The following is a 20,609-nucleotide window of genomic DNA, read 5'->3' as shown; positions in this document are numbered from 1 at the left end:
AATCCTTCAGTTAACTCACACTAACCAACCAGCGAAATGTGCCACGGCATACAACGAAATAGCCGCCATAATACCCGCTACAATATCGTCAATCATGATACCTAAGCCGCCGTGAATTCGTGCATCTAACCAACCAATCGGCCATGGTTTTACCATATCAAAAAAGCGGAAAAGCACAAAACCAGTCAGAAGCCATTTCCAGTCATCAGCAGGGATATTCAATAAAGGCACTAGGCCCATGGTGATCCAAAAGCCCGCAAACTCATCCCATACAATAGAGCCATGGTCGTGTACACCCATATCATCAGAGGTCACCTGGCAGATCTTGATACCAATAATGCAGCTTACCACTACGATGGCAACATAAGCTGGGAAAGGTAATTGAACCAACAATAAGTACAATGGAATAGACGCAAGCGTGCCCATTGTTCCGGGAATTATCGGCGATAAGCCACTGCCAAAACCCGTTGCCAATAAGTGCCAAGGATTTTTAAGAGAAATAAGAGAAAGTGGATTTGTCATCAATTAACCTTAAAGTGATCGTAACCAGTTAAGTTCCAGCTTAGTGGTTCACCATTATTGTGTAATTCAAAATATTCTACAGGTCTTATCTGGCCAATGCAGGTGACTTTTGTGCCAGTGTGTGACAAAGCACTTTCCAATGAACCTTTATTTTCTTCCGGCACGGTAAAGCAGAGTTCGTACTCTTCACCACTGGTGAGCGCATACTGCTGTGCAGAAGCGATATCAGAAGAGAATTGACGTAATTCAGCGGAGATAGGCAGCGTGCTCACATCAATGCTTGCACCGACCTGAGAACGCTTAAGGATGTGTTTTAAATCAGCAATAACACCATCAGAGATATCAATGGCAGACGAAGCAAGGTTCACCAGTGCCTGACCAGCCAAAACTCGTGGAGTGCTCAGGTAGTGTCTCTCTTCAAGCTCTCGCGCATAAGGCTTAGCTTTGTTCTGCTCTGGGTTAAGTAACACCTCTAGGCCAGCTTTACTGTCACCTAGGTTACCCGTCACGTAAATCCAGTCACCCACTTTCGCGCCATCTCTGCGTAGTGCTCGACCCTCAGGTACAAAGCCCTGCACAGTAAGTGTTAAACTCAGCGGCCCTTTGGTCGTATCACCACCGATTAGTTGAATACCAAAATAGTCTGCAAGTTTGAAAAAAGAATCACAAAATGGGGCAAGCCACGCTTCATCGACTTCAGGCATGGTTAAGGCAAATGAAACCCAAGCAGGTGTCGCGCCCATAGCAGCAAGATCACTGATGTTGGAAGCCAAGGCTTTGTGTGCCACCCAAGCTGGGTTTGCTTCCGCTAAGAAGTGAGTGCCTGCCACTAAGGTGTCCGTACTGATAGCAATCTGAACATTACTTGGTGCTTTGACCAAAGCACAGTCATCGCCCGCTGCCAGATGTACGTCTTTACGTTGTGGTTGTCGATTTACAAAATATTTTTCAATCAGGTTAAATTCGCCAGACATCACATGCCCTATTTTTAGTATTACAAAAATTTAGTTACAAAAAAGGCCAGCATAAAAGCTGACCTTTAGATTCAATATACGAACGTCTTATTTCTTACGAACGTGCGGTGCAGCTTTATCAAGCACACCGTTAACAAACTTATGGCTGTCTTCTGCTGCAAATACTTTTGCAAGCTCGATAGCTTCGTTGATAACCACTTTGTATGGTACATCTTCGCGACGAGTCATCTCGTACATAGCTAAACGTAGAAGCGCTAGTTCCATCAAATCCAGATCTTGCATAGGGCGAGATACGAATGGACGAAGCTTGCTATCAAGTTCCATGTGACTAAGAGCAACACCAGTTAGTAGGTCGCGGAAGTATGCAACGTCTGTTTCTGGCATAGCTAGAGCAGGTTCTGCGGCATGATGCTCTTCTTCATCATACTTACCACCAGATAAGAACTGTTCTTCAACGGTAGCAATATTTTCTTTAGTAATTTGCCAAGAATAAATTGCTTGTAGAGCAAATTGACGTGCGTTACGACGTGCGGCTGGTTTCACACTGGCCCCCATTAGGAATCGATTTCAGAAAGAACGTTGATCATCTCAAGTGCGCTAAGTGCTGCTTCTGCACCCTTATTACCAGCCTTGGTTCCTGCGCGTTCAATAGCTTGATCGATCGTATCAACAGTAAGAACACCAAACGCTACTGGAAGAGAGTATTCCAGAGACACTTGTGCCAAACCTTTATTACATTCACTACAAACATAGTCAAAGTGAGGTGTACCGCCACGAATTACTGTACCAAGAGATACAATCGCATCGAACTTGCCTGTTTTTGCAACGCGCTGCGCTACAAGTGGAAGTTCAACTGCACCAGGGCAACGAACAACAGTGATGTTGTCTTCGCTTACTTGTCCATGACGCTTTAAAGTATCGATTGCACCAGAAAGTAAACTTTCGTTAATAAAACTGTTGAAACGAGCAATAACGATAGCAATTTTTGCATTTGGCGCTGGGAAGCCACCCTCGATCACTTTCATAAGCCTTCCTTTAACTATTTTCATCAAGTGAGAATCGCCGGATTCTAGCACAAAACTGTGAGCAATATCTAATGGTAATTTAGAAGAACAGACACCGGCAATGTAAAGATGATAATGCAGCGCTGATCCCAAGCATATAGGAACAGCGAGGAGCCAAGTTTGTGTATTGAACACGTTTTGAGTCGAACTTGGCTACTTTGCCCTTTTGGCAAAACTTATCACCAAAAGAGCCACTGAAATCATCGGTATATTATGTCGCTACAAACGGAGAAACGTCTGCTCGTTGACACATGATTTATTCGCAAACGTACTCAACAACGTTAAGACCAAAACCGCCCAATGCGTGGTAACGCTTAGTGCTCGAAGAAAGCAGACGCATATCGTGCACGCCTAGGTCTTGAAGAATCTGAGAGCCTACACCAACACGACGCGAGGTACCCTGCTTCTTAGCCATGGTTGGCTGCTCGTTTTTATCTTGCGCTTCGAATGTCTTCACTTTGTGGATCAAAGAATCAGACGACTCTTCGTTGCCAAGAATAACCAGCACACCGCCTTCGTCGCCAATACGCTTCATCGCTTTATCTAGCGACCAGCTGCGCTCAGTGCCGCGGTCTGAGTGAAGCAGATCCGTAAACGTATCATGCAGGTGAACACGGACCAAAGGAGCACCTTCGGTTAAACTGCCTTTTTGCATTGCGTAGTGGATCTGGTTATCAATTGTATCGCGGTAAGTCACAAGCTCGAAATCACCAAACTCTGTTGGTAAATGACATTGTGCAACACGCTCAATCGTTGTTTCTGTGTTGTTACGGTATTCGATCAAGTCAGCAATAGTGCCTAGCTTGATGTCATGCTTTTCTGCGAACACTTCAAGATCAGGGCGACGAGCCATGGTGCCGTCGTCGTTTAGGATCTCAACGATAACCGAAGCTGGTTCACAGCCCGCTAATCGAGCTAAATCACACCCCGCTTCAGTGTGGCCAGCACGCGTTAATACGCCGCCTTCTTGAGCTGTCAGTGGGAAGATATGACCAGGTTGAACTAAGTCAGCCGCTTTTGCGTCTTTCGCTACTGCTGCTTGAACCGTCACTGCACGATCGGATGCTGAAATACCGGTTGTTACACCCTCTGCCGCTTCAATCGAAACCGTAAAGTTAGTGGTGTACTGTGCATTGTTGTCTTGAACCATAGGTGCTAAACCCATACGGTTTGAACGCTCTTTAGTCAGCGTTAGACAGATCAAACCGCGGCCGTACATTGCCATGAAGTTAATCGCTTCTGGCGTAACATGTTCTGCTGCCATGATCAGATCGCCTTCATTTTCGCGATCTTCATCATCCATCAGGATAACCATTTTTCCTAGGCGAATGTCTTCAATAATTTCTTGAGGAGTACTAATTGGCATTGTTCTATATCCTTTGAAATGGTTCTGCTTCCTAGAACCGACACTATTTAAACCTGATGATATTGCTTCGCTTTACAAAGTCTCGCTTAAATACTTTGTATCAACGGTTAGGCAAAACCATTCTGCTGTAAAAATTCCATTGTTAATCGAGATTCAGGCTCAGATTCTTGTTGCTGACCTTGCAGTAAACGCTCCATGTAACGCGCTAATACATCGACTTCTAGATTCACTTTACGACCGACATTGAATTGATCGATGGTGGTTTCTGAAGAAGTGTGAGGAACGATAGTCAGCTTGAATGCGTTCTTACGTAAATCGTTCACAGTCAGGCTGATACCATCGACCGTTACTGAGCCTTTTTGAGCCACGTATTTTGAAATTTCTGCTGGCATTTCTACCCAGAACTCAATCGCACGACCGACTTGGTTACGTTCAACAATCTCACCCACGCCATCAACGTGACCCGATACGATATGACCACCGAAACGCGTGGTCGGCAGCATTGCTTTCTCAAGATTTACCTTATCGCCCGCTTGGTAATCCACAAAACCCGTTTTTTTCAGGGTCTCAAGCGAAAGGTCTGCACTGTAGCTGTGGTCGTTAAATTCAACGACCGTCAAACACACACCATTGGTTGCAATACTGTCGCCTAACTGAACGTCAGCCATATCAAGCTTGCCAACGTTAACCGTTACGGTGATGTCTTCTCCGCGGGGAGTGATTGCACTCAATGTACCTACGGCTTCTACAATTCCTGTAAACATTTTAAAACTCTTTTTATTGTCAACGACACGTATGTAGTTGGAGTGACTATTTCGAGATTGGTTTAGCCGCTATTGGTTTCGCCACGATGCGAATATCCACACCAACCTGTCGAACATCTTTAATTTCTAGGTCAATCACATCAGACATTGAAGTGAGCCCTAATGCGCCCATCAAACCTCGTCCGTCACTGCCCATTAGTTTAGGTGCTAAATAGAGAATTAGCTCATCCACTAGCTGCGCTTCAATCAAGCTTTTTGCTAACGTGGCACCCGCTTCAACCCAAATATGGTCAATATGATTCGCAGGTAACTGACGCATCAAATCGTGTAAGTCCAGCTGACCTGCATCCGTTGTTCCGACTGTAATATCGGCAGAGGCTTCAGCGACTCTCAATACCGATGTTGGGGTCTGGTATAACTTGAGCTCAGGGCGCAGTTGATTTTGGCGATCAAGAATCACGCGAATCGGCTGACGTAGCTCGTCTTCAGCGTAATGAGCTTGAGCGCTGCTTGGTAATTCAGCCCAGCGAACATTCAACGAGGCGTTATCTTCAATCACCGTCTGGCTAGTTGATAACACCGCGCCTGATTTTGCTCGGTAGTTCTGAACATCACTGACGCGCTTCTGACGATGTTATCCACTGGCTTTGGCCATTTTCCAATGCCGTTTGCCCATCGAGGCTAGCGGCCATCTTTAACTGAACGAATGGCATGCCTGTCTGCATACGCTTGACAAATGCAGGGTTCAAGTTGAGAGCGTCTTGTTCTAACAAACCGATTTCCACCTCAATACCCGCATCACGCAGCATGTTGATACCACGACCGGCTACTTTTGGGTTTGGGTCCTGCATCGCACAAATCACTTTAGCTACTTGAGCCTTAATCAACCCTTCAGCACAAGGCGGCGTTCGACCGTAATGAGAACAAGGTTCTAGGGTGACATAAGCCGTCGCACCTTTTGCTTTGTCGCCCGCCATTCGCATGGCATGCACTTCGGCATGAGGTTCACCCGCTTTAGCGTGAAAACCTTCACCAACGATCTGGCCATCAGTTTGTACAATCACACAACCGACATTTGGGTTTGGCGCAGTGGTGTAAATACCGCGCTTCGCTAAATGGATAGCACGCGACATCATTTGAAAATCCAGGGGAGTAAAGTTTGACATGATTGAGGAGTTAATCCTCTAATTTAGCGATTTCTTCGCCAAACTCTCGGATATCTTCAAAGCTGCGGTAAACAGACGCAAAACGAATGTACGCCACTTTATCCAATTCTTTCAATTGGCCCATCACAAGATTACCAATCATCTCGCTTGGTACTTCACGCTCACCAGTTGCACGGAGTTGTGACTTAATCGTACTGATCGCAAGTTCAATCGCATCAGCACTCACTGGGCGTTTTTCTAGGGCACGCTGTACACCACCCACCATTTTATCTTCATTAAATGGTTCGCGGTTTCCATTCGACTTTATGACTTTAGGCATCACAAGTTCTGCCGACTCGAACGTAGTAAAACGTTCACTACATGCAAGGCATTGACGGCGGCGACGAACCTGATGGCCATCGGCTACCAGTCTTGAATCGATTACTTTAGTGTCGTTCTCTGAACAAAAAGGACAATGCATATCACCTCCAAATAATTGAATATCAGTGTAACGGAATTGCCAAACGTTAGGAAAGAAAAAGGGCCAATTAAGGCCCTTTTGTGTGGTGATTCATTGATTATTGCTACTCGATCGCCATTTCAAAAATGAGCTGAGGAGTAAAATTAACGACCAGCGTTAACCGCGAACTAAATAGTTCGCTTTACCTACCCATTTGTAGCTTGTCAGCTCTTCTAAGCCCATTGGGCCGCGAGCATGCAATTTCTGAGTAGACACTGCGACTTCAGCGCCCAAACCAAACTGTGCGCCATCAGTGAAACGTGTTGATGCATTCACATAAACCGCCGCAGAACCGACCGAGTTAATAAAGCGCTCTGAGCTCTCTAGGCTATTAGTCATGATTGCATCAGAGTGACTCGCGTTGTGTACACGCATGTGATCAATCGCTTCTGCCACATCCGCAACGATTTTCACGCCTAGCGTGTAGCTTAGCCATTCAGTGTCAAAGTCACCTTCAACCGCATCACGTTGGTCTTCAAAACCCGCTAGCAGCGATTTTGCACTAGCATCGGCAACCAAGGTTACCTTGCCCGCTAAACGCTGTTTCAGCTGAGCTAAGAAAGCTTCAGCAACGGCTTCATGCACCAACAATGTATCTAAAGAGTTGCATGCTGATGGACGTTGAACTTTAGAGTTTTCGACAACATCGACTGATTTTTCAAGGTCTGCACTTTCATCAACAAAGATGTGGCTGATACCGAAACCACCGATGATAACTGGAATAGTACTGTTCTCTTTACACATCTTGTGCAGGCCAGCGCCACCACGAGGAATGATCATATCCACGTAGTCGTCCAGTTTAAGCAATTGAGAAACTAGTTCACGATCAGGTTTCTCGATGTACTGAACAGAAGCTGCAGGAAGTTCCGCTTTCTCTAGTGCAGACTGGATAACTTTTACCAGCTCCATGTTCGAGAAGAAGGTCTCTTTACCACCACGCAAAATGCTTGCGTTGCCTGTTTTCAGACACAGTGCCGCAATATCTATCGTTACGTTCGGGCGTGCTTCGTAGATAACACCAACAACACCAAGCGGTACACGACGACGAGACAATGACATATCGTTTTCCAGTACCTTGCTGTCGATTTCGCTGCCCACAGGGTCGTTTAGGCTAATGACATTACGAACGTCGTTAGCGATGCCCGTTAAGCGTTCTTCATTCAGAAGTAGACGGTCAAGCAGTGCGTCCGTTAGACCCGCTTCGCGACCCAGTTCGATGTCTTTCGCATTCGCTTCTAAAATCGTTGCTGCGTTTGCTTCTAGCTCATCAGCGATGATCGCCAATGCTTTATTCTTTTGCGCCGTAGATGCGGTCGCTAGGTGGAAAGCAGCCTCTTTTGCTGCGATACCCATGTTAGTTAAATCCACGTTTAACTCTCCCTAAATTCTGTCTGTCTTTGGATGCAAAAAGGCGATTCGCCTTCTTATCACGAGCTATTCTTGGATTACAACAAGGTCGTCACGGTGAATGACTTCTGACCCGTAATCGTAACCAAGAATGTCGCCAATATCTTTACTGTGCTTGCCTGCTATTTTTGCTAGGTCTTGGCTTGAGTAGCTAGCGATACCACGCGCCACTACCTTGCCTTTACTGTCTGTGACTTGGGTGACTTCACCACGAGAAAACTCGCCTTGAACTCGAATGACCCCTTTTGCCAACAAGCTACTGCCTTTGGTGTTAACAGCGTTTACTGCGCCATCGTCTACCACGATGTCACCTGCAGAAGCAGGGCCCGCTAAAATCCAACGCTTACGGTTTTCAAGCGCTTCAGGCAAAGGCAAGAAACGTGTGCCTTGTGGATTGTCACTCAATGAGTCAAACACCACATTTTCAGCACTGCCCGCTGCAATAATAACTTCGATGCCTGCGCGACGAGCAATATCAGCCGCCTGCAGTTTTGTCGCCATGCCGCCAGTACCCAACGTAGTACCACTGCCGCCTGCGATCTTACGCAGTGTGTCATCAATCGTTTTCACTTCTTTGATGAGCTCAGCATTTGGATCTTTACGAGGGTCAGCCGTAAACAGGCCTTTTTGGTCGGTTAGCAGCAAAAGCTTATCAGCACCGCATAAAATACCAACCAGTGCCGACAAGTTATCGTTGTCGCCCACTTTAATTTCGTTGGTCGCAACTGCGTCATTTTCATTAACGACAGGAATAATGTCGTGTTCAACGAGTGCATTGATCGTGTCACGGGCATTCAGAAAACGCTCGCGATCATCAAGATCAGCACGAGTCAGCAGCATCTGGCCAATTTTAAGGCCATAGATAGCAAACAAAGACTCCCAAACTTGAATCAACTGACTTTGCCCAACTGCCGCAAGCAACTGTTTGCTCGCCATTGAGTTGGGAAGTGCGGGGTAACCAAGGTGTTCACGTCCTGCTGCAATTGCACCAGACGAAACCATAACCACAGAGTGGCCTTGTTTTTTTAATTCAGCACATTGACGAACCAGCTCAACCATATGAGCACGGTCTAATGCCAATGTTCCACCAGTTAAGACACTGGTACCCAGTTTAACAACGACAGTTTTACGCTGCGCTGTTGTCCCGCTTTGATGATTTGTTGTCATGAAGTCTTTTATGAATAAAACAAATAAGAGGTGATGTTTTAGCAATCAAAAAGGGAATTCACAAGCAGAAAAGGTGCGAAATCGCACCTTTTTGCTTTATATAGAAGAGTAACCTTTAAAATCAGACGAATTCGACAGACTCTTCGTCTAACTGAACGCTGATTTCAAATTTCTTTTGAAGTTCATCAACCAGTTTTTGGTGAAAGGCTTCCTGAGTTCGAGAGACCTCAGCCACCGCTTTTTTCGGTAATGGCAAAGGATCCCAGTTGCCATCGATATTGTATTTACCCGTGTTGTATTTCGCCGAAAATCCGTCTTCCGACTTATCCAACTCCAACCACCATCCCCAGAATTCACGCTCTTCTGGTGACTTTTTATCGTTCACACACACAGACAAGCAATCAAAAATGTAGTGGCCTTCTTCTGATTGCGGCTCCCTCAAGTAAGGCCCGATAGCCTTTAAAACATTCAACAAGCGGTAATGCGTAGGTTGTTGTGTCACTTCTGACATATTGAATCTCCATTTTCAATGTTAAGAATGACGTTACTCAGATTGTTATACGTAAAAACCACGCAATTAGGTTTTATAAATTATCTCTGAGTATCAGGTACTTAGTTTGTACACTTTTCATGCTTAACTAATTTTGGAGAAATGTCATCTAAATAATTCATCCTCAAGCCACTTTATCGCCAATTCGAGGGATTGCTCATAACCTTGTGTAATTGACTTAGCTTTGATTTTCTTCGCTTTTCCGTAATCACTGTAAATAGCAACCAGTTGATTATCCATTGGTGGTGAAACAGGGTCGCCTTCCAAAGCCATTGCCAAAATGGGAACACTGGTTTTACTGTTTGACAGTAAACCTTGTACCTTGAGTGACCACGCCATCAACTGCCCAGAAAGGCTATTGATATCGACCGCCCCTTTACCCAGGCGAGAAGCCAACACATCTAAATGCATCTTAGGCATTTGCTTAAGTTTGTCGGCATGAACAAAGATATCGTGAATTGGAGCACCTAGAGAGATACACGCTTTAAGCTTATGCTGCTCAAGGAAAGATAATCTTACCATCGCATTACCACCAAAACGGAAACCAAACAAGCCAACCTTATGATGATCGACCCAAGGGATATTAGGCAGTTCATTCAGTACGGCTTGGTGCAGGCAAGACGAGTCTTCCGTTAAAGGCCAGTGCGCACTGTGCCCTATCGATGGCATGTCGACTGTTAACATAGCAATGTTCTTTGGTGCTAAGTAATCCCTAAACAAGCGCCACATATCGGTCTGCAAACTGTCTAGGCCAGCACTGACAATCACAACCGGTTGTGGTTTGTCTGTTTTGGTTAGATGTAAGTTCGCTTTAATTTTCTTGTTTTTGTATGGCACTTCAATCTGTTTAACGATCAGCTTGGTGTGCTTAATTGCTTCGGAATAGGCTGCATTTGCTAACACTTGAGCCTGAGCTGCCAAGTTATCGTTTTTAAGATGTGGGTAGCCCGCGATACTGAAACACAACGAAGCTGAAAACAGCTCTTCAGCCATTTCTTCTCCGTTCTTTTCATTAGAACGGTTTTGGTGCTGCATACCCAACTTAGTCCATTCGTATGCCCAGTTACCACTTCGGTAACCCATGACCGTATCAAGCCACTCATCGGTTGTACGAGAGTTATCTGATGATGCGATACGAGCCAATACCGCTTCTTGCTCAATTGGGTTAACGCCTTGCCACACCCACTGAAGACGTCTTAGATTTCGGTACCATGATGAGTTTTGCTGTTCACGCTTCTCATCCAATAACGCTTCAGAGCTTGGCATGTATTGTGTCAACATTGAGGTCTCTTTCGCCTGCTTGTGCTTTACAAACAAGGTTTCCGAAAGGTTCGAGCTCGTTTCTTCTGATTCAGACATTGGGATACTTAATAAGAAATGGTTGTCACTAATAATATAAAAAAAATGACCCTATAAAGGGTCATTTCTCAAAAAACTAAGTTTACGCTTATTTTGACTTGCGATTTACTGGCTCAACGTAGCTTAGGCTAGTATCCCAAGGTTGCTCAATCCATGTGTCTTGAGCGATATCAACGATGTACTCGTCTAGCAAATCAGCACCAGATGGCTTTGCACATACAGCGATCAGTTTCGCTTTAGGGTACATCTCGCGAAGTTTGCGTGCAGTGTCACCACTATCAACAAGGTCTTCAACGATTAGGAAGCCTTCGCCGTCACCTTCAGGTGCTTTAACTACTGTCATATCACGTTGGTGATCGTGGTCGTAGCTAGAAATACAAATCGTATCTACGTGACGAATACCTAGCTCACGAGCCAAGATTGCACCAGGAACCAAACCACCACGGCTTACTGCCCAGATGCCTTTCCACTGCTCTGCTGGCATTTGCTTTTCGGCTAGTTGACGGCAGTAAGTCTGCATGTTGTCCCAAGTGATAACGAATTTGTTGCTCATAGTATAAAACCTAATAATTTTGTCATGTTATTAGAGGCTATCTCAAACATAGCCTCTTCAGCGATTAAGCAGAAATCTAGACGATTAAGCGAAAATGTATTTAAGAATAAAGATAACCGACATTACCCACACAGCAGGTGAAACGTCGCGACCTTTACCACTTAGCAGCTTAATTGCAGCGTAAGCGATGAAACCTAGTGAGATACCCTCAGCGATAGAGTACGTCAGCGGCATAAGCAGACATGTTACCACGACTGGTGCTGCTTCCGTAAGATCACGCCAATCAATGCCAACTAGGCCAGACATCATCAGAATTGCTACATAGAAAAGTGCACCTGATGTTGCGTAAGCCGGAATCATACCTGCAAGTGGCGAGAAGAAAAGAGCCAGTAGGAATAAGATACCAACAACAACCGCAGTTAGACCGGTACGACCGCCCTCAGCGACACCCGCAACACTCTCAACGTAAGAAGTTGTGTTTGATGTACCTAGCAATGCACCAATAGACGTTGCTGTAGAGTCAGCAAGCAGTGCTTTGTTTAGACGAGGAAGTTTGCCGTCTTCTTTGATTAGGTTTGCTTTTGTTGCAACACCCACCAAAGTACCTGCTGTATCGAATAAATCGACGAACAAGAATGCGAATACCACTGAAATCATACCGATTTCAAATACCGCAGAGAAATCAAGCTGCATGAATGTAGGTGCAAGGCTTGGTGGTGTAGACATGATGCCGCCGTATTGAACGTCACCAATAACAATACCAAGAGCTGTGATAGCTAGAATCGCAATCATTACTGCGCCTTTCACGCCACGGTGAACAAGAGCAATCGTTAAGAAGAAACCAAGTGCACCTAGAATAGGAGCAATCGCGGTAATGTCGCCCAGAGAGACTTTAGTTGCTGGGTTAGAAACCACGATGCCAGCATTGCTCAGTGCAATAAACGCTAGGAAAAGACCGATACCCGCAGAGATACCAACACGCAGAGACATAGGAATCGAGTTGATAATCCATTCACGGATCTTAAAGATACTTAAGAAAATGAAGATTACGCCTGATACGAAAACCGCTGCCAGAGCAACTTGCCACGTATAACCCATACCCATAACCACTGCGTAGGTAAAGAATGCGTTCAAACCCATACCTGGTGCTTGAGCGATTGGGTAGTTAGCAACAAAGCCCATGATGAAACAGCCGATAGCAGCCGCTAAACAGGTTGCTACAAATACAGCGCCATGGTCCATACCAGCATCAGCTAGAATCATTGGGTTTACAAAAATGATGTAAGCCATTGTTAGGAAGGTTGTTAGACCTGCGATGATTTCAGTGCGCACATTGGTGCCGTTTTCACTGAGTTTGAATAGCTTTTCGAACATTATCGAATCCTATAAGGGTAAAAAGTAAACGGTTGCGTAATCGATTGGCTGTGGATTATAAAGTTATCAAATAACAAATTCCAGATAGAATTAAGGCTCTAATCGATATTTATCAGAATTCCGTATGAAACAAAGCGATTAAAAGCGAAGTATTTCCCAAGAAATAACCATAATAAACAGACAATTAAGAGCAATAGTCACAATGAAAAATCTTGGTTACTTTTTCGACCATCGGTTATTTTGATAGAGAGTCTAGCCATTAAATTCTGAATTCAAACCCACAAGAGTTGTGTATTTTTCAACAGGATCAGTAATAAGGCGCAAATTGATATTTTGGCGTTTAAAAAAACAACCACACAGAAATGTAGGGAAAGTGACAAGATAAAGCGGTTTGGAAAAGTAGCAGGCAAAAAAAACGCCACTCAAAACTGAGTGGCGGTAGAATCTGTCAACCAAAAGGGCTGTAAAAGAATTCCAATATATAGGGGTGAACAAAACTGTTCGAGTTACATGCTTACGGTATTAGTAACCGAAGCTTGTAGGGTATGCAAAGTTGCTAGTGTAAACAGAGCTGTTAAGCCAGAACATTGCAGATGGTAAACCTTTCATAACTATCACCTTAATAAATCAATAAAAAACGAATTTGATTTCTCGGTTCCTTGGAGGCGATAAAACGGACTCATCCTTTGAGCATTTACTCTTCACTTCAGAAGTTGGTTATTAATATACCTCAAAGAAAAAAGATTACAAGTATTTTTTGCTATAGGTCACACTTTTTACCAATTATGGTTATTTTGCAAACTCAATTTCGTAATTAAATTACAAAAAAAGACTTAAACAAACGTTTGCTTGCACCATTTATAAGCATCAATACACTTATTCAAGATCAAATGAACAAGATGGCGTTCAAAATTTGAGGCATTTCAGGTTTAGAAGCGCTACTCGTCAAAACGCTCTAGTGGTATGCTGTTGCCATCAAAACAGACCCATATTTTAGATTTTTGTTCTAAGTTTTTACCTATAGAAATCCTAAATATATGGTTATCAAATAAAAAAGGAGTCATCCGTGTCTGAATTCCATTCTGAGATCAGTAAATTATCCCCTGCCCCTATTTGGCAGTTCTTCGATAAGATTTGCTCAATCCCACACCCTTCTAAGCATGAAGAAGAGCTTGCTCAATACATTATTGCTTGGGCAACAGAACAAGGCCTAGATGTACGTCGTGACCCAACGGGCAACGTATTCATCAAAAAGCCTGCAACGGCGGGTATGGAAAACAAAAAAGGTGTGGTGCTACAAGCTCACATCGATATGGTTCCACAAAAGAACGAAGACACAGTTCATGACTTCGCTAAAGATCCAATCCAACCATACATTGATGGTGAGTGGGTTACAGCTAAAGGTACAACGCTTGGCGCTGATAACGGCATGGGCATGGCTTCTTGCCTAGCGGTTCTTGCTTCAAACGAAATCCAGCATGGCCCTATCGAAGTTCTACTAACAGTAGATGAAGAAGCAGGCATGACTGGTGCTTTCGGTCTTGAAGCAGGTTGGTTAGAAGGCGATATCCTTCTTAACACCGATTCAGAGCAAGAAGGTGAAGTGTACATGGGTTGTGCTGGCGGTATCGACGGCGCAATGACATTTGAAATTGCACGTAACGCGATTCCAGCTGACTTCGTAACACGTAAGCTAACGCTAAAAGGCCTAAAAGGCGGTCACTCTGGTTGTGACATCCACACAGGTCGTGCAAACGCGAACAAACTGCTTGCTCGTTTCCTAGCGGGTCACGCAAAAGAGCTAGACCTACGCATCGTCGAATTCAAAGGCGGTAGCCTGCGTAACGCGATTCCTCGTGAAGGCTTCGTAACGGTTGCTGTTCCTGCAGCAAACCAAGAAAAACTGGCTTCACTATACAACTACTACACTGAGCTGCTTTCAACAGAGCTAGGTAAAGTAGAAGACAGCATCGTGACTTTCAATGAAGAAGCTTCTGTAGAAATGGGCGCATTTGCGTCAGCAGACCAAGCTCGCTTCATCGCAGCACTTAACGCGGCACCAAACGGTGTGATCCGCATGAGTGATGAGATCGAAGGCGTTGTTGAAACATCTCTAAACGTGGGGGTTATCACAACTGAAGAAAACTCAATCACAGTGCTTTGCCTGATCCGCTCTCTTATCGATTCTGGCCGTAGCCAAGTGGAAAGCATGCTGAACTCTGTTGCTGAGCTAGCAGGCGCGAACATCGAATTCTCTGGCGCTTACCCAGGTTGGAAGCCAGACGCAGATTCAGAAATCATGCACATCTTCCGCGACATGTACGAAGGTATCTACGGTCACAAGCCAAACATCATGGTTATCCATGCTGGTCTTGAGTGTGGTCTATTCAAAGAACCTTACCCGAACATGGACATGGTTTCTTTCGGCCCTACTATCAAGTTCCCTCACTCTCCAGACGAGAAAGTGAAGATTGATACGGTTGAACTATTCTGGAACCAAATGGTTGCGCTATTAGAAGCAATCCCAGAAAAAGCATAGTTCGAGCCATTATGTTTTCGATAGATAGGATTTCGCGGTAAACACTATCCATCGACACAAAATAAAACAGGTACTCAATGAGTACCTGTTTTTGTATCTAATTTTTGTCATCGACTATTTGTAACTAAAGAAGCAATTAAACGCGTGAAGCCGCGTAGCTTTCTAGCTCATCAATTGAAGTTTGTGCAACCACTTCGCCATCGATGAAGTACGTCACCACCTCGCCATCGCGAACACCGATTAGCGTCGCACGCTCACCAGACTGGTAAGTAATGTCCATTTGGATCGTGTTTTCATCAATCTGCTGCATTTGACCTTTCTCGATCACATCAGCACTTGTGATAGGACCAACAGGTGCTTCCGTTAGAGACGGATCAAGTTGGTGGTTGATATCAAGGTACGTATCAGTCTTAGTATCAAAGATGTGTGGAGCGCCTGTTAGTGGGTTGCTACCTGTCCAGAACTCTAGTGAGTTGAATACTAGGTAATCAGCCGCAACCGTTAGACCGTATGCAGGTGCAAGTAGCATGTTCAAACCACCACGAGCGTAACGGTTATCAACAGCTTTGATGTTGAACTTCATTAGGTAACCCGTTACTGCGTTGCTACCAACACAGCCAGATAAAGCAACAGATACCACTGCAAGTGCTACAACTTTTGAAATTGTTTTTTTCATTTTGATCTCGATATTTTAATTTGGCCGCCAAAAAATGGCGATGGATAATACCAACCAATCGAATGATAAATATCAGCGTTAAATCAATGTTTTGTCAGAGAATTTACAATTTGAAACACCCTTCAATAAGCCAAATAAAAAACTGAAACCAATTCAGAACCCCCTTAATAAAAAACTTTTGTCGTCACCGTAAAGCGATTGATTCGTACTAAAAATCAACGATTGCTACATTCCGTGTTAACGAATTATCACCATGTTGAGAACAACCTAAATGGCAAGACTAAAACCTAATCAACCATTCGAATTACTTGGTTATACTGTTCAGCCAGGACAGCGAATGGAGATTGAACTGCAAGCAGCTCAGCTTTACACGCACTCTCCACTTTCGATCCCGATTGAAATTATTCACGGTCGCCAAGCAGGCCCAACACTGATGGTAAATGCGGCTATCCACGGCGATGAGCTAAACGGTGTTGAGATTGCAAGACAACTGACAAATGCGATTGATCCAAAGAAACTGAAAGGGACATTAATTGTTGTTCCTATCGTTAACGTGTTTGGCTTTATCCATAAATCTCGTTACCTACCAGACCGTCGTGACCTAAACCGCTGCTTCCCTGGCAGTGAGAAAGGCTCGTTAACATCACGCATCGCTTACACCTTCTTTGAGAACGTGGCAAAGCACTGTGATTACATTCTGGATCTACACACGGGCGCGATTCACCGTACTAATCTGCCACAGATTCGTGCGAACCTATCAAACCCTGAAACACTGCGCATCGCAAAAGCGTTTGCAACACCCGTGATCATTGATTCTCCACTGCGTGACGGTTCACTGCGTAGCGAAGCAGAAAAACTTGGTATTCCTGTATTAACTTACGAAGGTGGTGAAGCGCTGCGTTTCGATCACTTAGCGATTCGTGCGGGTTACCTTGGCGTGCATCAAGTGATGAAAGAAATCGGCATGCTGCGCCCTAACCGTAAAAAGTTACCAGAGCCAGTATTGAGTAAATCCACCAGCTGGATCCGCGCTGAATCAGACGGTATTTTGCGTAACATGGTAAGACTTGGCGAACAAGTTGAAGCAGGACAAACCCTTGCTTACATCAGCTCTCCATTGGGTCACCAAGAAGGCCAAGTGATCACAACCAAAGGCGGTATCGTGATTGGTCAGCAAACTCTACCTTTGGTAAACGAAGGTGATGCTGTGTTCCACATCGCTTACTTCAAGCAAGACGATGAAGAAGTCGGACAATCAGTAGAAAGCTACATTGAAGAAGTGGCAGAAGACGATTGGCTAACTGCGTTAAACAACTGATTAAAGCTTAAGAGAACGACGTTAAAAGCGACAAGCTAAAAACGTCGGTCTTAGGCAAAATAGAAACGAACTCCACAAACGAAAAAGCCCCAATATAGGTGACTATATTGGGGCTTTTTTTATAAGTCCCTTATCTTAAAATTAAGGGATCTATAAATTAATCATGCACTGAATTACTCAGCGTCTTCTTGCTCTTCTGCACGAGCTTTAGCGCGCGCTTCACGTGCTTGCTCAGCTTTAAGCTCTTTAGTGTGACGTAGTTCGTCACGCTCTTTACGCTGTTCTGATTTACGCTCGTTACGTTCAGCTTGGTTTGCGATGAAAGATGCTAGCTCTTTCTCTGCCCACTCTTGTGCTAGAGCTTCAGTTTCGAAACCAGACTCACGCTTAGATACTGTAGTGCTGCGAGACGTTACTTGACGAGTAATCTCTGCACACCAACCGTTGCGTTTTTCTGTAAGGCGGATATCAAATTTTTTGTTCTTAGACATGTTCTATTTTTCCTAAGGGAGATCATTAAGGGATCGGTCAACTTTGATAACTCCATCTAAGTGAGCATCTTTTAACACCATCCCTTGGTAAGCGCGGTATTAGAGCACAAATCAATGAATATTGCTGCAAATATTTGCAGCGGATCACACTCCTATGCTGCAAATCGTTTGCGGCTCATTTCAATTCCTTGGTAAGCCTCTATTCACCACCAATTTCGGCACTGTTTTATCGACCACAATGAAATGAACTATGCTCAAACAGAGATAAATGAAAGAGATACCTGCTTACTCAGGTTTATAGACTCTAGTATCTCACCTACTCCGCCCATAATTAAAATAGCTAAGGAGTTGCTATGGATAGCTTCATCAAAAATTTACCTAAGGTTGAGCTGCACTTACATATAGAAGGCACATTAGAGCCAGAGTTGATGTTCCAACTCGCCAAACGTAATAACGTATCGATTCCCTTTGAGAACCCTGACCAAGTACGAGACGCCTATCAATTCCACAATCTTCAGTCCTTTCTCGACATCTATTACCAAGGCGCAAACGTGCTGATCCACGAACAGGATTTTTACGACCTCACTTGGGCTTATCTACTAAGGTGCCAACAAGACAATGTGGTTCACACTGAGATTTTCTTCGACCCGCAAACCCATACCGAGCGAGGAGTCGCTTTCGACACAATTATCACTGGCATTACTCAAGCACTCGACCAAGCTACACATGAGCTTAGGATAAGCAGTCAACTGATCATGTGCTTTTTACGTCATCTCGATGAAGACAGCGCTTTTGAAACACTCAAACAAGCCCTCCCCTATAAAGATAAGATCATTGCCGTTGGGCTAGATTCATCAGAACAGGGGAATCCGCCAGATAAGTTTAAGCATGTCTTTCAAGAAGCGCTCAACCAAGGGTTCCTAACTGTCGCACACGCAGGAGAAGAAGGCCCCGCACAAAATATTATCGATGCACTGAGCTTATTAGGCATTACCCGAATTGATCATGGTGTTCGCTGTGTTGAAGATGAAGAGCTGATGGAACAGTTAATCGCTAAACGCACACCACTGACGGTCTGCCCGTTGTCGAACACCAAGCTCAAGGTATTTGATACCATGCAAGAGCACAACATCGTCGAGTTGCTGAGAAAAGGACTCTGTGTCACCATCAATTCCGATGATCCCGCTTACTTCGGTGGCTACATGAATAATAACTTCCTAGCGGTTGCCAACGCTCATCCTGTCACTCATCAAGAATTAGCCCAGTTCAGTATTAATGCCATCGAAGCCAGTTTCATCTCCCCTCATGCCAAAGAAGACCTCATTACACAGGTACGCCAATACTTGGTAGCGAATACTCAATAAGTTCATAACAGTTTATTTCGATCAAAAAAGGGAAGCTCAACGCTTCCCTTTATTAATCAATAGGCTGAGATTAAATTAGCCCGGATAGCCATCTACTCGTGGTGTTAACAGCATCATGCCGAATTTCCAGATAAACAGACCAAACGCCAATGTCCATAAACCCGCGCTGATGTTAACCATCTCAAACAAGTAAGCAGGGAAGAAAATCACACCTAAGCTACGAACCAGCGCGGCAATAAATATCGCTGAGAAGGCTAGCGCCATGCTTGGTCCTTTGTAAATCGCACGACCAGTGTGTCCCATTGTCACGCGCGTAATCATCGCCAGAATCAAACCGCTCAAGCCACCAATCGCAAACAGGTGCAACATGTTATGACTAGCAAATGGGTTATCTAACAAACCACGTAACAACAAGCTTAAAGGGATACACAAGTAAGCCGCGTGCAGTGACCACACCAAAGGCTCAGATAACGTCGTCCAAGGCTTCCAACGGATAAAGCGAACTAACTGAGTCACGCCAGCAAACACCATTAGCTCATTACCTACCTGAGCAAAGGTGAGTGGGAAGAAGCTCAAAACAAACAGCCCAACCAAAGGCAAGTTTGCCAACCATTCCAACCAGACCAATGGCTGCGCTTTCTCAAAGTCGAAGCGACGAGCGCTAAAGAATGGAATCACTCGTCCGCCCATTACAGACAGCAATAACGTAAACCACCACAACATCGCTTGCCATACCGCTGATGAAGGAAATGGAGGCATACCTTTAATGGTCGCGTAGCTCGCAAAGTTCGCCACGATAGCCAATATAAACAGCGGTACGAAGAATAGGTTCTTCCAACCTTTCGACTTCACGACACGGAAACCGATCTCGTAAGCCGCGAAGATTAAGAACAGCGCTTCAATCGAAGAGATTAGCCATAACGGTGCGGGTGTCCAAAACAGAATGCGAGGTGCTAGCCATAAGCCAACAAGGGCCGCCAAGCGATAGTGCTTGGTGCCATTGACCCCCGTCCAAGTTTGCACGGCAGTGAGCACAAAACCGACAACAATCGCCATCGAAAAACCAAACAGCATCTCATGCACGTGCCACCACAATGCGGGAACATTTAAAACCTCAGGCTGACCGTTTTGGAACATGATGACCCAAGCTACAATCGCAATCACGGCATAGAGACTGCCTAAAAAGAAGAAAGGTCGAAAGCCTAAACGCAGGTAGGCTGGAATCGCGTCTTCTACACTTTTATCTGTGATATTTAACAAACTCGCTCCTAATTCTCAGATAAGCGGCCAAGGTATTACCTAAACCAAATTTTGTGTGCATCAAATCCGATGCCATATGCAGATCACATTGCATGAAACGCGCCAATTAGATAAAACCAGTAAAAACAGCGACTCACGAGATTCAATAGCCAATAAACAAGTCAAAAAAACACAACCAAAAGAGTCATAAAGACAT

At 44.6% G+C, this 20,609-nt stretch carries 19 protein-coding genes and 1 pseudogene; 3 read left to right on the top strand and 17 right to left on the bottom strand.

Translation table 11 applies throughout. From position 1 onward, the window contains the following. Positions 1-15 precede the first annotated feature (15 nt). The 14 genes and pseudogenes from pgpA to AB8613_RS12155 form a co-directional block, all read right to left on the bottom strand. Positions 16-522: a phosphatidylglycerophosphatase A gene (gene pgpA / locus AB8613_RS12220; protein WP_146492068.1), complete on the bottom strand. Its 507-nt coding sequence runs from the start codon at positions 520-522 to the stop codon at positions 16-18. Then, the gene (gene thiL / locus AB8613_RS12215; RefSeq protein WP_371713107.1) at positions 522-1,496 is read right to left on the bottom strand and encodes a thiamine-phosphate kinase; all 975 of its coding nucleotides are present in this window, start codon (positions 1,494-1,496) and stop codon (positions 522-524) included. Before thiL ends, pgpA begins: the two co-directional genes overlap by 1 nt. A gap of 87 nt (positions 1,497-1,583) precedes the next feature. Then, complete coding sequence (gene nusB, locus AB8613_RS12210; RefSeq protein WP_004734399.1) at positions 1,584-2,051, bottom strand: transcription antitermination factor NusB; 468 nt, start codon at positions 2,049-2,051, stop codon at positions 1,584-1,586. Beyond that, positions 2,051-2,521, bottom strand: coding sequence for a 6,7-dimethyl-8-ribityllumazine synthase (gene ribE / locus AB8613_RS12205; RefSeq protein WP_004741508.1), 471 nt, complete (start codon positions 2,519-2,521; stop codon positions 2,051-2,053). Before ribE ends, nusB begins: the two co-directional genes overlap by 1 nt. Before the next feature lie 295 nt (positions 2,522-2,816). Then, on the bottom strand, positions 2,817-3,926 hold the full coding sequence (gene ribBA, locus AB8613_RS12200; RefSeq protein WP_017096788.1) for a bifunctional 3,4-dihydroxy-2-butanone-4-phosphate synthase/GTP cyclohydrolase II: 1,110 nt from the start codon (positions 3,924-3,926) through the stop codon (positions 2,817-2,819). Positions 3,927-4,033: 107 nt separating this feature from the next. After that, a complete protein-coding gene (locus AB8613_RS12195; protein ID WP_048612249.1) occupies positions 4,034-4,690 on the bottom strand; it encodes a riboflavin synthase in 657 nt (218 codons plus the stop codon). Positions 4,691-4,736: 46 nt separating this feature from the next. Then, positions 4,737-5,826: pseudogene (gene ribD / locus AB8613_RS12190) on the bottom strand (bifunctional diaminohydroxyphosphoribosylaminopyrimidine deaminase/5-amino-6-(5-phosphoribosylamino)uracil reductase RibD). Between the two features lie 40 nt (positions 5,827-5,866). Beyond that, the gene (gene nrdR / locus AB8613_RS12185) at positions 5,867-6,316 is read right to left on the bottom strand and encodes a transcriptional regulator NrdR (RefSeq protein WP_004734394.1); all 450 of its coding nucleotides are present in this window, start codon (positions 6,314-6,316) and stop codon (positions 5,867-5,869) included. Between the two features lie 156 nt (positions 6,317-6,472). Beyond that, a complete protein-coding gene (locus AB8613_RS12180) occupies positions 6,473-7,723 on the bottom strand; it encodes a glutamate-5-semialdehyde dehydrogenase (protein WP_372383877.1) in 1,251 nt (416 codons plus the stop codon). Positions 7,724-7,789: 66 nt separating this feature from the next. Next, positions 7,790-8,974, bottom strand: a complete 1,185-nt coding sequence (gene proB, locus AB8613_RS12175) for a glutamate 5-kinase (RefSeq protein ID WP_372383876.1) — start codon at positions 8,972-8,974, stop codon at positions 7,790-7,792. 76 nt (positions 8,975-9,050) lie between these two features. Then, positions 9,051-9,440, bottom strand: coding sequence for a sigma factor-binding protein Crl (gene crl / locus AB8613_RS12170; protein WP_086715272.1), 390 nt, complete (start codon positions 9,438-9,440; stop codon positions 9,051-9,053). Positions 9,441-9,584: 144 nt separating this feature from the next. Beyond that, on the bottom strand, positions 9,585-10,838 hold the full coding sequence (gene frsA / locus AB8613_RS12165) for an esterase FrsA (RefSeq protein ID WP_146492063.1): 1,254 nt from the start codon (positions 10,836-10,838) through the stop codon (positions 9,585-9,587). An 88-nt stretch (positions 10,839-10,926) separates the two neighbouring features. Beyond that, positions 10,927-11,391 carry an oxytetracycline resistance phosphoribosyltransferase domain-containing protein Tet(34) gene (gene tet(34) / locus AB8613_RS12160; RefSeq protein ID WP_009847475.1) on the bottom strand — a complete coding sequence of 155 codons (465 nt, stop codon included), beginning with the start codon at positions 11,389-11,391 and terminating at the stop codon, positions 10,927-10,929. Between the two features lie 84 nt (positions 11,392-11,475). Then, complete coding sequence (locus AB8613_RS12155) at positions 11,476-12,765, bottom strand: NCS2 family permease (RefSeq protein ID WP_146492062.1); 1,290 nt, start codon at positions 12,763-12,765, stop codon at positions 11,476-11,478. A gap of 1,066 nt (positions 12,766-13,831) precedes the next feature. On the opposite strand from AB8613_RS12155, the gene AB8613_RS12150 reads away from it, so the two are divergent. Beyond that, positions 13,832-15,304, top strand: a complete 1,473-nt coding sequence (locus AB8613_RS12150) for an aminoacyl-histidine dipeptidase (RefSeq protein WP_372383875.1) — start codon at positions 13,832-13,834, stop codon at positions 15,302-15,304. A gap of 136 nt (positions 15,305-15,440) precedes the next feature. On the opposite strand, the gene AB8613_RS12145 is transcribed toward AB8613_RS12150, so the two are convergent. Beyond that, positions 15,441-15,980 carry a DUF3332 family protein gene (locus AB8613_RS12145; protein WP_285954290.1) on the bottom strand — a complete coding sequence of 180 codons (540 nt, stop codon included), beginning with the start codon at positions 15,978-15,980 and terminating at the stop codon, positions 15,441-15,443. Between the two features lie 271 nt (positions 15,981-16,251). On the opposite strand from AB8613_RS12145, the gene AB8613_RS12140 reads away from it, so the two are divergent. After that, entirely contained in the window at positions 16,252-17,298 is a 1,047-nt protein-coding gene (locus tag AB8613_RS12140) for a succinylglutamate desuccinylase/aspartoacylase family protein (RefSeq protein ID WP_017060792.1), read from the top strand. 173 nt (positions 17,299-17,471) lie between these two features. On the opposite strand, the gene AB8613_RS12135 is transcribed toward AB8613_RS12140, so the two are convergent. Then, positions 17,472-17,789 (bottom strand): DUF3622 domain-containing protein, encoded by a 318-nt coding sequence (locus AB8613_RS12135; RefSeq protein ID WP_017056240.1) that lies wholly within the window; start codon positions 17,787-17,789, stop codon positions 17,472-17,474. Positions 17,790-18,142: 353 nt separating this feature from the next. Between AB8613_RS12135 and AB8613_RS12130 the strand changes: the two genes are divergently transcribed. Beyond that, the gene (locus AB8613_RS12130) at positions 18,143-19,153 is read left to right on the top strand and encodes an adenosine deaminase (protein ID WP_372383874.1); all 1,011 of its coding nucleotides are present in this window, start codon (positions 18,143-18,145) and stop codon (positions 19,151-19,153) included. A 75-nt stretch (positions 19,154-19,228) separates the two neighbouring features. Here AB8613_RS12130 and AB8613_RS12125 read toward each other — a convergent pair whose 3' ends face one another. After that, the gene (locus AB8613_RS12125) at positions 19,229-20,413 is read right to left on the bottom strand and encodes an NnrS family protein (protein ID WP_372383873.1); all 1,185 of its coding nucleotides are present in this window, start codon (positions 20,411-20,413) and stop codon (positions 19,229-19,231) included. Positions 20,414-20,609: the final 196 nt, after the last annotated feature.

Origin of the sequence: Vibrio sp. BS-M-Sm-2 (assembly GCF_041504345.1) — a bacterium.
Taxonomy (GTDB): domain Bacteria; phylum Pseudomonadota; class Gammaproteobacteria; order Enterobacterales; family Vibrionaceae; genus Vibrio; species Vibrio satsumensis.
This window is presented reverse-complemented; position numbering and strand designations above follow the sequence as displayed.